Raw genomic sequence first — 14586 nt, 5'->3', positions numbered from 1 at the left:
GTTCACTCCCTCGTTTTCATGACCGCAACCAGATCAAGCCGGTCCAGGCGACGCCGGACGATCATCACGGATGCAAGTGCCGCGCTTAACACGACAAGACTGGCAAATGTGAATCTCGGCGGTTTCAGAACAAGCGGGATCGCATAGAGATCACTGGTGAAGGCGTTCGTCATCATACGGGCGATCCCTGCACCGATCAGCCAACCGAAGGGCTGCGCCACGAGCGCGATCAGCATCATTTCACCAACCAGAATATAGGATATTTCACCCCGCCCATAACCGAGGATACGCAGGCTCGCCAATTCGCGCGCGCGTTCGGACAACTGGATACGTGCGGCGTTATAGGCGACACCGATGGTGATCAGCACCGCCACGACGATGTAGATCGCGTTCATTACTAGGATATTCTTTTCGATCGTATCCTGAAACGATCGGCGGTTTTCGTTCATTTCTATGATGCCGGTGATGCGCGGTGTGTTCTTGATCGCGGCATGCAGGGCGTCTGTCTGCGCCGTGTCCAGCGTGATGTTGACCGTTGAAACCCGCGGTGCCTGGCGAAACAGCGCGTTCAGATATGCGAAATCAACATAGGCCCCCAGCCCGAAATGCAGCTCCACCAGCGCCGTGACATTGACGCTGAATGTCTCGCGCCGGCCACTCAGGAATTCGACATCAATGCTTTGACCGGGTTGCACCTCAAGATACTCGGCAAGCCGCTCTGACAGCACGATACCGCCGGGGGGGACCTCCAGTGGCTTGCCTTTAGCATCCAGAACGCGGCTCAGGTCGTTACCGGGGCGATGCGCTTCGACTGCCACGCGTTTGGCAAGATGACCGTGGCGCAGAATGGCCGCATGAAACTGCTGGCTCTCGGCCTGCAACACGCCCGGCAGATGGCGGACGTCTTCCAGGGCGGCTTCGGGAATCTCGTCGGCAAACAGCAACATCGCGTCCTGGCGGTTGGTTTGGTAGAATGCCAGATCGACAATCTCGTCCAGCGCATCATTGATGAACGTGGCCGCAATCACCGATGCAACAGCCAGCGCGAGACCCAGCGAGGTCAGAAAACTGCGCAGCGGCCAGCGCAAGAGCGACCGCAGGATCATGACGGTAGACTGCGCCAGACGCAGGTGCGTCATGACATCGTCGACGAAGGACCGCTTGAAGCGGGGTGGGGCAGGGGGCTGCATCGCAATCGCGGGGGCCAGCCTTGCCGCCCTGAGGGCAGCTTGCATGGCCCCCAGACTGGTGGTCAGCAACGCCGCCAGCCCCGACGCGGCATAAACCCAATAGGACACGCGGAAGATCACGAAAGGAAAATCGAAGAACTGTGCGTATTGCCACGCGGTTGTCCGCGCCAACGCCGTTCCAGCCGCCCAGCCCACCAGCACGCCGACCACCGCGATCAGGGCGGCCAGCATGAGATAATGCAAGCAGATCTCGATGTTCGAATATCCGATGGCCTTGAGCAACCCGATCTCGCTGCGTTCCAGCGTGATGATCCGGCTCATCACCATGCTGACCAGAAACCCAGATATCACGAAAAAGATCGGCGGCAGGATGGCCGCCATACCTTTCAGCTGGTTGATTTCCGCATCCAGAAACGCATCGGATTGCTGGGTCGTGCGGTCATAGGCCCCCAAGCCCCCGAACGGTTCCAGCAGCGTATCGACCGCGTCAATCACGGGCGCTGTCGTCGTGCCCGCTGCCAAGGCGATCGACACATCATTGAACGCACCCGTCATGTCAAACGCCGCTGCCGCCGCGCGTTCCGGCATCCAGATGATGCCAAAGGCCGTGTTGTCGGGCATCAGCGCACCGGGGCCGATGGTATAAACAAACTCGGGCGACAGGGCGGTGCCGACAATCGTCAGGTCACGCTTTTGCCCGCGCAGGTTGGCGCTGAAGCTGTCTCCAAGCTCGAAACCGTTGGCGCGGGCAAAGGGGGCGTTCACGGTGACTTCGGTGGTGCTTAATGCGTTGGGGAAACGGCCCGTCACCAGAAAGGGCAGGTTCAACACAGGATCAGCGTCTTCGGGGTATGACAGAATTTGCCCCACCGCGGTTCTGACCCGACCGGGAATGTCCAGGGTTGCGCCGCCCGTGATCCGCGCCTCGACGTTCATCACCCCGTCGATGTTGGCAATTTCCGCCAGCAGAGACAAAGGTGCGCGCGTGGCATGGGCAAAGACATCGGCAAAGCGGTTGCGTTCGTAATAGGCGATGCGGGTCTCGGACAACGCCTTGTACATCCCGACAGATGTCAAAAGGATCGCCACCCCACACGCCAGCACCATCGCAATCGCGAGGGCCTGTATCCAAAGCCGCTTGAAGTCGCGCAGCAGTTTGATGTCCAGAGCGTGCATGGTGGCTACCACACGATCTCGGACGGGGCGAGCCGCGTTTCATTGACCCGCGTTTCGCTGATTTTACCGTCTTGGAAGAAGATCACCCGATGGGCCATGCGCTGAATTTCGGCATTATGGGTGATGACCACGGTCGTGGTGCCAAAGCGGTCGTTGATGTCGCGCAGAACCTCAAGGACCTGCACCCCCGTGGCGCTGTCCAAGGCCCCCGTGGGTTCATCGCATAACAGGATCTGCGGGCGTTTCGCGATGGCCCGCGCGATGGCAACCCGCTGCTGTTCCCCGCCCGACATTTCGGACGGAAAGTGATCCATCCGCTTGCCCAGCCCGACCAGCCCCAATGCTTCGTCAGCCGGCATCGGGTCAGGGGCCACGTCGGTGACAAGTTGCACGTTTTCACGCGCCGTCAGGCTGGGCACGAGATTGTAGAACTGGAACACGAACCCGACGTGATCGCGCCGGTATCTGGTAAGCTCGCGATCGGACATGTTCGTCAGTTCGGTCTGATCAAACCAGACGCGGCCGCCCGTGGCATGATCCAGCCCGCCAAGGATGTTCAAAAGCGTCGATTTCCCGCTGCCCGAGGGGCCCAGCAGCACGGTCAATTCGCTTTTGTAAAGCTCCAGATCAACGCCGTCCAATGCGTATACCTTTACCCCGCCCGTGTCATAGATCTTGGTCACGCCTTGCGTTCTGAAGATGATATCTGCCACGGCTCTCTCCTGCTGCGAACCATCCTAGAAGGGGCCGCGAAGGGCACCATTGATCAATCTCAATTCTTTTCGCACGGGGGTTGCAGCGACCGGCGCGCTGTCCCGCACCACGCGGTCAGATCCTTCAGGAAACCGGTTCCCGAGCTTTGACAAATATCAAGAGGCACCCCCGTCATTGGATTAATGTCAATAAAAACAGGACAGGTAACATGCTGATTAAACCAATGTGGCGCGACAAATTTGCGGGGCTTGCAGGGCTGCCCGGAACGGCGACGGCGTTGCTGGACCGACACGCGCGATTTGTACCCCTGAAACAGGGAACCGTGATTTTCGGCCCCGGAAATCCGGCGAAAGATCTTCTGTTGCTCGTGTCGGGGACCGTGCGCGTGCAACAGCGGTCCGCAGATGGCCGAGAGATTGTGCTCTACCGCGTCCACGCAGGCGAAAGCTGCGTGTTGACGACGGCGTGCTTGCTGGCGTTTGAAAATTACACCGCTGAAGGCATTGCGGAAACCTTTGTCGAAGCGATCCTGATACCGCGCGAAGTTTTTGACAAGCTGATGTCAGTCTCGAAGGAGTTTCGCGCCTTCGTGTTCGAGGCATATTCAAAGCGGATCACGGACCTGTTTCAGGTGATCGAAGAAATTGCCTTCAAACGGATGGACATTCGCGTGGCCCAAAAACTTCTCGAACTTCAGGGCACCAAATCCGTTCTGCACCTCACACACCAACAGCTTGCCACCGAATTGGGGACGGCACGCGAAGTGGTAGCGCGACAGCTCAAGGAGTTCGAACGGCGGGGCTGGGTAAGCATGAGCCGTGGCGAAATCGACTTGCGCAATGGTCCGGCGATCCGGCGATTGGCGCAATCACCCTGAGTAGCGGACGACGTCACATTGCCCCCGACAGGCTGGCGTGCCCGGCGCAATCAACCTGAACTCTACCCGAAAAGGAGACTATCATGAGTGCCAACGTTGGAACTGCGGACCGCATCATACGGGCCATTCTGGGCATCGTTCTGATCATCGCGCCGCTTTTGAACATGCCCGCCATCTGGTCCAATGCCTACTATGCCTATGGCAGCATGACGCTGGGCGTGATCCTTATCGCCACCGCGCTTTTCCGGTTTTGCCCCCTGTACAGGCTCGTCGGTCTGTCCACGTGCAGGATCACCTGATGGAAACCGCATTTACACCAATTGAATCGCTGGCAGGAGGCGTGTTGATCGGCCTTGCGGCGGTATGCCTGATGCTGTTGCGCGGGCGTATTCTGGGGGCAACCGGCATCCTGGCCGGCGTGCTTTTGCCAGCCAGCAGGTATGATTGGACATGGCGGGTGATGATGCTCGCAGGAATGTTCGCCGGTCCTTGGGTCTATTTCGTCATCGCAGGCCAGCTGCCTGCGATCAACGTAACGGCCTCGACGCCGGTTTTGGCGGTAGGTGGGGTTCTGGTAGGCATAGGCGTCACCTTGGGCAGCGGGTGTACATCCGGCCACGGGGTCTGCGGGCTTGCGCGCCTGTCGCCCAGATCATTTGCCGCAACGGGGACATTCATGCTGACAACCGGCCTGACCGTCTACGTCATCCGTCATATTCTGGGAGCCTGAAACATGCGCAGCCTTTTGACATTCCTTGTCGGCGTTCTGTTCGGGACGGGTATTTCCCTGTCCGGCATGGCGAACCCCGCAAAGGTGATAAACTTTTTCGATGTCGCGGGAACATGGGACCCCAGCTTGGCCTTTGTGATGGGGGGTGCCGTGCTCGTCACCTTCATCGGCTACCGTCTTGTCTTGCGCCGGACCGCGCCCGTGTTCGAGCCGACCTTCGATATCCCGAAGAACCGCAGGCTAGATGCCCGGTTGATCACCGGGGCCGGTATCTTTGGCGTGGGTTGGGGCATTGCCGGCTTCTGTCCTGGCGGGGCATTACCGGCACTAGGAACTTTGAATTCGGACGTCATCGCTTTTGTGATCGCGCTGATCGCGGGAATGCTGGCGACACGGGCCCTGTCGGATTGGAAAGCATCGCGTTCAGGCAGCGCGCGCGCTGCGGAATAACCGACCGACCTGAAGCCGCCTTGTAGCCTTTGATCAGTTTCCATGACTGGGCGGCCTCTACCAAAAATGTCACACCCTGATCGAGGACAAGATATGCCTGACCTGACCCACTTCGGAAATTTGATCACCGCACGTTTGCAAGAGTTGGATGAACGTGTTCACGAACTTGACCATGAACTGGGCGAACCCAAGACCGCAGATCTGGATGATCAGTCAATCGACCTTGAGGATGATGAGGTCCTGGAAAGTCTCGGGCTTGCTGCGCAAAAGGAGATCATGCTGCTCAATCGTGCAATAACAAGGATCGAAAACGGCAGCTACGGTATCTGCAAGAAATGCGGGGACCAAATTTCGAAAGAACGGCTTGAGGCGGTCCTGTACACACAATTATGCAAACGCTGCGCAGCCGGCGATTGAGTAATGTGAGACAAGCCGTGCTATATTTTACATAATTTAGTTTATGGGTTTTTTCGTGTGTACGCGGTGGATTCACAAACGAAGTGCAAATTCTTTACTAAAACAGAGAGTTGCACGGAGGATGAAGAATGGGAACCCACTACTGTCACCTGAAGCTGGACGAACGTCGCAAGCTTGCAAAGTGGCTTGAAGCCAAAATGCCGATTTCAGAGATCGCGGATCGACTGGGTCGCGACCCGTCCACGATCTACCGAGACATTAAGCGTAATCGGTACACGGACGACGAACTCCCTGAGCTAAATGGGTATCACGCGCTCGTCGCTCAGGACAAATATGAGCAGCGCCGCGCGATCCATCGCAAGATGATCATTCACCCTGATTTGAAAGCCGCGATCGAAGACCGCCTGAAGGCTGGCTGGTCCCCCGAACAGATCGCCGGCCGGATGCGGCTCGAACGGCACCCGATCCGCGTGAGCCACGAGACGATCTATCGCTTTGCCTATTCCAAAGACGGTCGCGAGGAACAGTTCTACCGCCATCTCCCTGAGCATCGCCGTCGCCGCCGACCGCGTGGTTACCGCAGGCACAACAGAACCCACATATTCGACGTTCAAAGCCTGTCACACAGGCCTGAGCGCGTCTCAGAACGCTTGGAATTCGGCCATTGGGAGTGCGACTTGATGATGTTCCGCAAGGAGCATGGGAAGGTAAACGTGACGTCATTGGTCGAGCGCGTCAGCCGCTATGCCGTCGTGATGCGTAATGAAGATCGCCAATCCAAACCGATCATGGAGTCCCTGATCAACGGGTTGGCTCCCCTGCCCGCCGACGCGCGCCAGTCTATCACCTTTGATCGCGGCACCGAGTTTTCGGCATGGAAGCATCTCAAGGCCGGGATCGGTGCGGATGCCTGGTTCTGTGACCCGCAAGCGCCCTATCAGAAAGGCAGTGTTGAGAATACGAACAACAGGCTGCGCCGATACCTGCCAAGATCAACCGCACCGACGGCGCTGACAAATCGATATTTGAGGTCGATTTGCCACCGCCTCAACGCAACGCCGCGCAAGTGCCTTGGCTACCGGACGCCCGCTGAGGTCTTTGAAAGCAACCTGATGGAAATACAGAACCGGTTGGAGTAAAACGAGATATCAAGAACTGCACTTCACCATGAGTTCACACGCTAAGGCCCATTCTAAACTGGGTTGCGACAAATCCTCTATCTTGCTGGAAAGCAAGGAGTGATGAGCCTAATTCAGCTAGTGACTGTAGAAGCTGAAATTGAAAGCATTGCGTCGCGCAATATCAAAGCTTACCGGGCGAAAGACTAAAAAGCTTTCCGAAAAATACTTCCGGTTCAGTGCTTAGAGCTTTTAGGATGATGCAAAGCTCGACAGCATCGAGCCGCCGCTCGCCAAGTTCGTATTTGGCGACATAGGACGGGGGTTTGCCAAGCTCTTTAGCAAGCGCGGCCTGCGAGAACCCAGCTGAACGTCTCAGTCGTACCAGTTCCCTCCGGAGAAATCGGTATGCTTCAGTATGAACTGCACCTGCCAATTAGTTTACTCCGAATCTACTCGACAGGCACCCTTAACTGAGTCATGAGTCACTCCCAAAAAAGGAGTGATTCATGACTGATCTGATACTTTCGCTGACTCGACAGAACACTCGCCCGAGGGTTCTTCTTCCCTTCCACTTAATTTGGTTCGGTTATCTGTCGAAACGACAGGGAGCGATCGCGTTGCGCAAGCGCCTGATCGTATTGCATCGCTCTTCAGATCCGGCGAACCTCGGGCGGGCTACGCAACTTACTAGACGTGGGCGACGCGAGGTGGAGGTGATATTGAATTTGGAGGAAGCTAATGCACCTCGCGTTTTTGCATACATGTTAGAACTGTGATCGGCGGAGCAATACTCGACCACGGTAGCGGCGGCGTAGTGCGGTCGCGGGCGGCTTAAAAGTCGGCCACTTTGGCCCTTTCATTTGATGGGAGGGTTTGGGGATATTCACTGTGGAATTATATTTGAAGGTGCGTCGCGCCCATTTTCAGGATGGGTTGAGCGGGCGGCAGATAGCTCGGGATTTTGGGATCAGCCGGGACAGTGTTGCGAAGATGTTGGCGCATTCTGAGCCGCCTGGATACCGGCGGACGGCGGCGATTAAACGCCCGAAGTTGGATGCATATATCGATCAGATTGATCGGTGGTTGGCGGAAGACAAGATGCGCCCTCGTAAGCAGCGACACACATCCAAGCGCATTTTTGAACGGCTCCGTGATGAATGCGGCTTCAACGGCGGGTACACCATCGTCAAAGATTATGTGCGCAACAAGAAGCGCGGTTCGCGTGAGATGTTCGTGCCGTTGAGCCATCCGCCCGGACATGCGCAGGCCGACTTTGGCGAAGCGTTGGTTGTGATTGGTGGCATTGAGCAGAAAGCCTATTTCTTCGCGCTGGATCTGCCGCATAGTGATGCCTGTTATGTCCGTGCCTATCCTGCCGCGAACACCGAGGCTTGGTTGGATGGGCATGTTCACGCGTTTGCGTTCTTTGGAGCGGTGCCACAGTCGGTGCTCTACGACAATGACCGTTGCTTGGTTGCAAAGATCATGCCGAATGGCGAACGTCAGAGAACACAGCGGTTCAGCGCGATGCTGTCGCATTACGTGGTCCGAGACCGATACGGTCGCCCCGGAAAGGGGAACGATAAAGGTAAAGTCGAAGGTCTCGTCGGCTATTCTCGTCGTAACTTCATGGTACCAATGCCCCGCTTTGCGAGTTGGGCAGCGTTCAACGATTACCTCGAAGAACAGTGCTGCAAACGGCAAGCAGACATCTTGCGCGGCTATAAGATCAGCATCGGTGAACGATTGCAGGCTGATCTGGCTGCGATGCAGGGCTTGCCAGATGCGCCGTTTGAAGCTTGCGACCTGCGCAGTGGCCAGGTCACATCGACATCCGTGGTGCGCTATCGCGGCAATGATTACTCAGTGCCGGTGGCCTTTGGTCACCGTGAGGTCTGGATAAAGGGATTTGTGGATCGGGTCGTTATTGGCTGCGCTGCTGAGGTGATTGCGCAGCATGTCAGGTCATACGACAAAGACGATATCACCTTTGACCCTGTGCATTATCTACGACTGATTGAGCGTAAGATCATGGCCTTTGATCAGGCAGCTCCGTTGCAAAACTGGAACCTACCTGATGCATTTTCAACGTTGCAACGGTTGTTGGAAGCGCGGCAGGGCAAGGCTGGGAAGCGCGAGTACGTGCAGGTCCTCCGTCTGCTGGAACGCTTTGAGATGGAGGTGCTGCACAATGCAGTCAAAGATGCGCTTCAAATGGGAGCCATCAGCTTTGATGCCATCAAACACCTTGTGCTATGCCGCGTTGAACGCAGGCAGCCTCGGTTGGATTTGGATCTCTATCCGTTTCTGCCCAGAACGCATGTCGCGACGACATCAGCCGCATCCTACATGAGCCTGCTGGATGGAGGTGGCGCATGACCGATGCACCAGAACTGCTCTTGGCCAACCATCTCAAAACCCTGCGCTTACCGACCTTCCAGCGTGAACACGACAAGCTCGCGCGCATCTGTGCCGCGCAGGGCGTGGATCATGTCCGTTATTTGGCCCGGCTGACCGAGCTTGAACTGATCGACCGCGAACGCCGCATGGTCGAGCGCAGATCAAATCGGCCAAGTTCCCAGCCGTCAAAAGCCTGGACAGTTTCGACTTCAAGGCAATCCCGTCGTTGACAGATGATGGTCTTGGATCTGGCGCGGTGTGATTGGGTCGAACGGCGGGAGAATGTCATCGCACTTGGCCCATCTGGCACTGGAAAGACCCACATCGCCCTCGGGTTGGGCCTGGCCGCCTGCCAAAAGGGCATGCCTGTCGCTTTTGTCACGGCGGCCTCACTGGTGAACGAGTTGATGGAAGCGCGAGACGAGAAACGGCTGCTGCGATTGCAACGCCAGCTCGCTAAGGTCAGCCTGTTGATCATCGATGAACTGGGTTTTGTGCCGCTCAGTAAAACAGGCGCTGAACTGCTGTTCGAACTGATCTCGCAACGCTACGAGCGTGGATCAACACTCATCACCAGCAACCTGCCGTTCGAAGAGTGGACAGAAACCTTCGGCACAGAACGACTGACCGGCGCATTACTGGATCGGCTGACACACCACGTGAACATTCTGGAAATGAATGGTGAAAGCTACAGGCTCAATCAGAGCAAATCAAAGCGTACCAAAACTTAACACATCATCAGGTTGGCCTGACGGCCAACGCGCCATGGAACGTGCTTGCTACTTAATGGCATCACGCCCCAAGGCGCGTAACCAAGTGGCCGACTTTTGCTCCGCCCCAATGGCAGGTTGTTACGCCGCCGTTGACAAGAACAGTTGGGCCATGTCACAGAAGAGCGAGCGTATGTCTATTACAAGGCTCCACTAAAAGAGACTTGGGAATACACTACGGATGGAAAATGACATTAGCTTGATGGGGAAGCCGGCGGGGTATGTATTAACTACATGACATATTGCCAAATTATCTTAAGATCGCTCGGGTTGCGAGCCAAATTATGCGATTGTTTCTATTTTGAGTTGCCCGTGTAAACTTTGAGAGTGGCCCTAGGAATGCTGGCTTGGCACTGGCCCCCGCGGGAGCATCTGAAACTCTGTGTATGGGGCTCAGCCCATGCGGTTGAGACGGATCATCTGTTGAACCGTTCTGGGTATATGATAGCGAACTGATTTCGGGCAGCACTCCATTCCCTGACAGAGCGCCGCCTTCTCGAAGCTGCCGATCGCCAAGTAGATCTGCCTTGTTGCTGCGTCATCGTTGAAACGCTGCCGCGTGTTTTTGTGTTTTTCCTGATGACCCTGTTCAGGCTCTCGATCGAATTCGTGGTGTAGATGATTTTGCATACGGCTGGCGGGAAGGCAACGAACGGGTTGACCTCTTGCCATGCGCGCCGCCATCAGGCTGCGATTGAGGGGTATTTCTGCCCCCATTCGGCCTCGAAATCAGCGAGGGCTTTGTCTGCGGCAACATCATCGATTGCCTGGTAAACGCGCTTGAGATCTCTGGCGACGTTCTTGCGATTCTTCCATCCACAGAAGTTCAGGGAATGGCGCACGAAATGCACGATGTATATTTGGAGGGTCGCCTCAGGGAAGGCCGCATTGATGGCGTCAGGGAAGTCATTGAGGCCGTCCACGAGGGCAATGAGGATGTCTTCGACGCCACGGTTAAGCTGGTTGTTGATCACTGACAGTCAGAATTTGGCCCCTTCGTTGTTGGCAATCCAAAGGCACAGAACCTCTCGTTCGCCTTTTGGAGTGACGCCCAAGGCCACATGAAAAGCCTTATTTTTGACCTGACGGCTTTCCACGTCGCGGATTTTGACCCGAAGCGCATCAAGGAAAACGATTTGATACATCCGCTCCAAGGCACGGTTCTGCCAGTCTGACACCTCTTCCAGAACGGCCTCAGTGACACGCCAAACCGATCGTCTGAAAACTCCCACCGAGGACACAGCCGTGGCAGTGCCCTAAGTACCGCTCTCTGCTTGCCAGAGGTAGTCTTACTATACCGCAAACCCCGCTTCAGCACTCAGCAATAGCTGCTCGACCCGATCTCTGCCGGTCTGGGTATCGAGCATCTGGATGGGAGGCTGCATATTCAGGAACGGCGACGGCTGAAAAAGCCAATACTCCGCCCGCGCCTTGTTCTTCAAAACCTGCTCTGCGAGGGCGAGCACCTCATGTCGTTCCATAAATGGATCCTCCTATCGAAGTATCTAGACCTGCCATTCAAGCTCTTGAAGAAGAGCTACCAGTTGATAGAGATTTCATACCGTGAATTTAACAATTGGATTGAGTTTGGCTATGGCAAATTTCAGCAAACTTACGTTTCCACTATCGAGATTACGCGGCATTTGGCAAATCGCTGAGCACTCATTTAGTGTGTCAGCGCCCGTCAGGAACCGCACTACAATCTCGTAGTGCGGTTCCTGACTTGGTCCAAGGGCAGTCTGAAAAATGTTCGATTTCGTAGCACTCAGGTCATGCAGCCAACTTACATCGCTCCGCCAGGAACAGTAAAATTATTTCACTATTGAATGGCCCATGCCCACAAAAGAAAGCTTTGACCCGGATTCGGGTGTTATGGCTGAAGAATATCCGCCCTTAGAAATACGATGGCAGCGATCGAAGACAGCAAGAGTTAAATCCTACTCTGGCAGTTTGACGCCGGTGGTTAAGCTTGACCGTTGACTTAACTTTGCGAATGGCCCCATCATTGCTGCATGATCACCCGACTACATCACACCTGCCGAATATCTTGAGCCCAAGATAACCCCTAGATTTCATGGGGAGGCAGCATCGGTATGCGGGAGGGTCTTATATCCCCTTAGGCACCAGATAAGTGTTCACGACCGGGTTCGACTCCCGGGCCTCCTACCATATTTGATGTATTTCAGCGAAGTTTTGCCTCTGAGCTAAGGTGCCAGCTAAGTCTGTTAAAAATCTAATGTTGAACACCCCCCTTCTCATATTGCTTGCAAGCAATATGAGAGCTTTTTGAGCCCCTTGAAGTTGAACGATATGGTTCCTGTGCAATATTTTCCGGGCCTCAATCCGCATGGCTTTGTAGCAATCCGTAAGGACGTAAATGTCTTTGTGAAGGGAGCTAACCGTGAAGCTAACGGCTGAAGACATCGCCTCAGTGGTTGATGATTTGCTCAAGGAGACCGGTACGGTCCCAACGGTCAGGAAAGTTCGCAGTCGCCTAGCACGTGGTTCCATGTCGACGATTACGGCAGTGATGTCAGCTTGGCGAGCGGAGCGTGAGGAACTCGCTATGGTACCGTCGCCTGTTATCGCAGCAAGCATGCGTGCCGCGGGGCAAATCTGGAGGCAGGCCCAATCACTTGGAATCGGAGCTGCTAATGCCGTCGATAGAACTCTCCTGGCTGCTCTCGAGACACTGTTGACCCAGGCGTATGCACGGATCGCGGAACTCGAGGTTGAGAGCGAAAAGCGCAGGGTGGCGATCCATAGCCTACATCGCAGCATCGAAATAGCAAATCGGAGTGCAGATGATGCCAAGCAGGCGTTGGTTGCTGCAACGTTGCGTGCTGAGACCCTTGAAGAAATGTTTGAGACGAAAAAAGCTTGGCCCTCCCAAAATTCATCAAGGTTTAGGCATCGCGGTGCCCGCAGGAGTCGAGGGGGATCGTCTCTATTGAAAATTGAACTCAACGCTAGCAACTTTACTTAAAGCGTGCCGTCTTGCAGGCGCAAATGAACACACTAGATGGTGCAACCGCGCATATCGAAACCCAAACGGATGGTACTTATCCAACCGACGAAAATGATCTGTTCATGTGGTTGTTGGACTTCCTCAAGGGCCAGGGCTGATATGTCAATCAACACTCTGCCGTCAAAAAGTGGTCTTTCCCATAGCAAGCACAAGGTACGCGCGATGGCTCAAGACACTCAGCGGCCTCACACCCTAGGAATACATCTCCAAAATCTGGGCATCCGAGCCAGATCGATTCATCCTAAATCCGATCCACCAAATGGCGGGACTGAACACCTAGCATCATAAATGCAGTCTCGTTGGCGACCACGAATAGGACTGCTTGCGTCAACCTGAATAATTTGTTCGCTTCTGACCGAGACCGTTCTGCGGCCTCGGTTTGATCCTCCATATCGTCGCGCTGTGCGGGTGCTCTGGTGACCGAGCGTGGCAGTAATAGCTTCATCGGAAAAGCTCTCATCTGCTTGCATATCGGCAGCGAGCGCGTGGCGGAATAGATAGGGTGTTACGCTATTCGTTTGCTTGGGGAAGGCGCGCTTCCCTACCCTTTTGATGTATTTGTCAATACTGACGGTCAAACGGCGCTCTTGTTCCGCGCGGGAAAGCCACATCCCGGAAGGGGACCGTGGATTTGTCGCTTCCTTGATTTCTAAGCGGGGGGTACCAGACCGCGAAATATAGTCATGCAGCCAGCAGGCTTCTTCTGTTTTGCAGACCAGCCTTATCGTTCGGGTGCCTTGCCCCTTGCCAGAGACTTCGGGAGCGCGCTCCAAAGCTGTTTTTGCACCCTTTACTGTAAATGTCAGGACAAGAATCCCCTCCTCTGTCGCTATGTCCACGGTGACTCCCAGCCTCGCAGAAAATTCGACAGGCCGGCATCCAATCAACATCAGGGTTGCGATGATTATGCGATGCCGCGTGCTTAAACACGCATCTGTCTGCCCCGTCTTCCAGAATTGATTTCGCCACTCGTAATCTGGGCTCTTTTTCTGCTTTCCGCGCTCATGTCTTCCGAGGGCCCGCAGGGCTATGATTGCGGAAGATACCTGCTTTTTCGGCTTACCCTCATCTTTAGGCAGGCTCTTGCGCACAGCGCAATGCATCGGATCCGGGGGCACAGCGACCAGAAAGGCTATTGCCCTCGTCAGACATTCCCATTCCTCCCTATTAAGAGGCTGGCGCGCAGAACGCATCCGCTCCATGGCTTCCGCATCGACGGCTCCATTAAGCGCTTTGATGATTTTGGTTCGCTCTGCGGCCGGCAACGTTATCGAAAACAGTTCTCGCCAATAGGCAGGCACGCTTTCCCTGACTTTTTGGCTGGCTATGCGCACGAGCGCTGATCTCGCCGACTGCCTTGTGTTAGCGTTCGACCAGGTGTTGAAGCGATCATGCGACAGAAAGGCCGCGAACGGATCGTTCCTTTGGTGGGAGCGAGCGAGGGCAGCGGCCCGCTGTTCATATTTTTGCCAGGTGCCTGAAGCGATTAACTCTTCCGCGGAATAAAGCAAGTTCGCTTCTTTCGCGTGATTGTAGGCAATCAAGCTGTCGGAGAACAGGGCGTCAAACCGATGGCTCTCCGAGGGTATCTTATCCATTGAAGGCGATGGGTTTTGAAAGCCGTCAGGCTTGCGTTCAGAGGGCAACGTTATGCTCATGACGGCACCCCCAGGGGAGATCTAGCGTCCTTCCACAACCCAAAGTGAGTAACAT

The 14586-nt window shown here is 55.4% G+C and carries 14 protein-coding genes and 3 pseudogenes; 11 read left to right on the top strand and 6 right to left on the bottom strand.

Annotation, left to right across the window (positions count from 1 at the left end; all coding sequences use genetic code 11):
- Window positions 1-2: 2 nt before the first annotated feature.
- On the bottom strand, window positions 3-2366 hold the full coding sequence (locus tag RGAI101_RS19735; RefSeq protein WP_008229981.1) for an ABC transporter permease: 2364 nt from the start codon (window positions 2364-2366) through the stop codon (window positions 3-5).
- Between the two features lie 5 nt (window positions 2367-2371).
- Window positions 2372-3079, bottom strand: a complete 708-nt coding sequence (locus RGAI101_RS19730) for an ABC transporter ATP-binding protein (protein ID WP_008229974.1) — start codon at window positions 3077-3079, stop codon at window positions 2372-2374.
- A 209-nt stretch (window positions 3080-3288) separates the two neighbouring features.
- Between RGAI101_RS19730 and RGAI101_RS19725 the strand changes: the two genes are divergently transcribed.
- From RGAI101_RS19725 to RGAI101_RS19700, 6 genes are all read left to right on the top strand, one after another.
- Window positions 3289-3957, top strand: coding sequence for a Crp/Fnr family transcriptional regulator (locus tag RGAI101_RS19725; RefSeq protein ID WP_037230340.1), 669 nt, complete (start codon window positions 3289-3291; stop codon window positions 3955-3957).
- An 83-nt stretch (window positions 3958-4040) separates the two neighbouring features.
- Complete coding sequence (locus RGAI101_RS19720) at window positions 4041-4256, top strand: YgaP family membrane protein (RefSeq protein ID WP_008229991.1); 216 nt, start codon at window positions 4041-4043, stop codon at window positions 4254-4256.
- Window positions 4256-4687: a YeeE/YedE family protein gene (locus tag RGAI101_RS19715; protein ID WP_037230337.1), complete on the top strand. Its 432-nt coding sequence runs from the start codon at window positions 4256-4258 to the stop codon at window positions 4685-4687. The genes RGAI101_RS19720 and RGAI101_RS19715 overlap by 1 nt, the downstream gene beginning before the upstream one ends.
- A 3-nt stretch (window positions 4688-4690) precedes the next feature.
- Window positions 4691-5137, top strand: coding sequence for a YeeE/YedE family protein (locus RGAI101_RS19710; protein ID WP_008230005.1), 447 nt, complete (start codon window positions 4691-4693; stop codon window positions 5135-5137).
- 93 nt (window positions 5138-5230) lie between these two features.
- Complete coding sequence (locus RGAI101_RS19705) at window positions 5231-5554, top strand: TraR/DksA family transcriptional regulator (protein ID WP_008229959.1); 324 nt, start codon at window positions 5231-5233, stop codon at window positions 5552-5554.
- A 128-nt stretch (window positions 5555-5682) separates the two neighbouring features.
- Window positions 5683-6693: an IS30 family transposase gene (locus tag RGAI101_RS19700; protein ID WP_008228879.1), complete on the top strand. Its 1011-nt coding sequence runs from the start codon at window positions 5683-5685 to the stop codon at window positions 6691-6693.
- A gap of 163 nt (window positions 6694-6856) precedes the next feature.
- Here the strand turns inward: RGAI101_RS19700 and RGAI101_RS22655 are convergent, their stop codons facing one another.
- Window positions 6857-7108, bottom strand: a complete 252-nt coding sequence (locus RGAI101_RS22655; protein ID WP_083792098.1) for a helix-turn-helix domain-containing protein — start codon at window positions 7106-7108, stop codon at window positions 6857-6859.
- A 73-nt stretch (window positions 7109-7181) separates the two neighbouring features.
- On the opposite strand from RGAI101_RS22655, the gene RGAI101_RS19695 reads away from it, so the two are divergent.
- The 3 genes and pseudogenes from RGAI101_RS19695 to istB all read left to right on the top strand — a co-directional run bounded on the left by RGAI101_RS19695 (window position 7182) and on the right by istB (window position 9806).
- On the top strand, window positions 7182-7451 hold the full coding sequence (locus RGAI101_RS19695) for a hypothetical protein (protein ID WP_037230335.1): 270 nt from the start codon (window positions 7182-7184) through the stop codon (window positions 7449-7451).
- Window positions 7452-7554: 103 nt separating this feature from the next.
- Window positions 7555-9054, top strand: coding sequence for an IS21 family transposase (istA, locus tag RGAI101_RS19690; RefSeq protein ID WP_157044708.1), 1500 nt, complete (start codon window positions 7555-7557; stop codon window positions 9052-9054).
- Window positions 9051-9806: pseudogene (istB, locus tag RGAI101_RS19685) on the top strand (IS21-like element helper ATPase IstB). The gene istA and the pseudogene istB overlap by 4 nt, the downstream one beginning before the upstream one ends.
- Before the next feature lie 455 nt (window positions 9807-10261).
- Here the strand turns inward: istB and RGAI101_RS21715 are convergent.
- Window positions 10262-11050 (bottom strand): annotated as a pseudogene (locus tag RGAI101_RS21715) (IS256 family transposase); the annotation flags it as partial.
- 87 nt (window positions 11051-11137) lie between these two features.
- Complete coding sequence (locus tag RGAI101_RS21710) at window positions 11138-11326, bottom strand: MbcA/ParS/Xre antitoxin family protein (RefSeq protein ID WP_008229957.1); 189 nt, start codon at window positions 11324-11326, stop codon at window positions 11138-11140.
- A gap of 920 nt (window positions 11327-12246) precedes the next feature.
- Between RGAI101_RS21710 and RGAI101_RS19665 the strand changes: the two genes are divergently transcribed.
- Together RGAI101_RS19665 and RGAI101_RS22510 are read left to right on the top strand one after the other, a co-directional pair.
- Window positions 12247-12831, top strand: coding sequence for a DNA-binding protein (locus RGAI101_RS19665; RefSeq protein WP_037230329.1), 585 nt, complete (start codon window positions 12247-12249; stop codon window positions 12829-12831).
- Between the two features lie 202 nt (window positions 12832-13033).
- Window positions 13034-13153, top strand: a pseudogene (locus RGAI101_RS22510) (IS481 family transposase); the annotation flags it as partial.
- On the opposite strand, the gene RGAI101_RS19660 reads toward RGAI101_RS22510, so the two are convergent.
- Window positions 13110-14531: a site-specific integrase gene (locus RGAI101_RS19660; protein ID WP_008230067.1), complete on the bottom strand. Its 1422-nt coding sequence runs from the start codon at window positions 14529-14531 to the stop codon at window positions 13110-13112. The pseudogene RGAI101_RS22510 and the gene RGAI101_RS19660 overlap by 44 nt on opposite strands.
- Window positions 14532-14586 lie beyond the last annotated feature (55 nt).

This window comes from Roseobacter sp. GAI101 (genome assembly GCF_000156335.1).
Taxonomy (GTDB): Bacteria; Pseudomonadota; Alphaproteobacteria; order Rhodobacterales; family Rhodobacteraceae; genus Sulfitobacter.
The sequence above is the reverse complement of the archived record's forward strand: the minus strand, read 5'-3'. Positions and strand labels throughout refer to the sequence as shown.

Bases quoted from the DNA above. Each gene is read 5' to 3' on its own strand.
- RGAI101_RS19735 (WP_008229981.1), bottom strand. From the start codon at position 2,366: ATGCACGCTCTGGACATCAAACTGCTGCGCGACTTCAAGCGGCTTTGG.
- RGAI101_RS19725 (WP_037230340.1), top strand. From the start codon at position 3,289: ATGCTGATTAAACCAATGTGGCGCGACAAATTTGCGGGGCTTGCAGGG.
- RGAI101_RS19720 (WP_008229991.1), top strand. From the start codon at position 4,041: ATGAGTGCCAACGTTGGAACTGCGGACCGCATCATACGGGCCATTCTG.
- RGAI101_RS19715 (WP_037230337.1), top strand. From the start codon at position 4,256: ATGGAAACCGCATTTACACCAATTGAATCGCTGGCAGGAGGCGTGTTG.
- RGAI101_RS19710 (WP_008230005.1), top strand. From the start codon at position 4,691: ATGCGCAGCCTTTTGACATTCCTTGTCGGCGTTCTGTTCGGGACGGGT.
- RGAI101_RS19705 (WP_008229959.1), top strand. From the start codon at position 5,231: ATGCCTGACCTGACCCACTTCGGAAATTTGATCACCGCACGTTTGCAA.
- RGAI101_RS19700 (WP_008228879.1), top strand. From the start codon at position 5,683: ATGGGAACCCACTACTGTCACCTGAAGCTGGACGAACGTCGCAAGCTT.
- RGAI101_RS19695 (WP_037230335.1), top strand. From the start codon at position 7,182: ATGACTGATCTGATACTTTCGCTGACTCGACAGAACACTCGCCCGAGG.
- RGAI101_RS21710 (WP_008229957.1), bottom strand. From the start codon at position 11,326: ATGGAACGACATGAGGTGCTCGCCCTCGCAGAGCAGGTTTTGAAGAAC.
- RGAI101_RS19660 (WP_008230067.1), bottom strand. From the start codon at position 14,531: ATGAGCATAACGTTGCCCTCTGAACGCAAGCCTGACGGCTTTCAAAAC.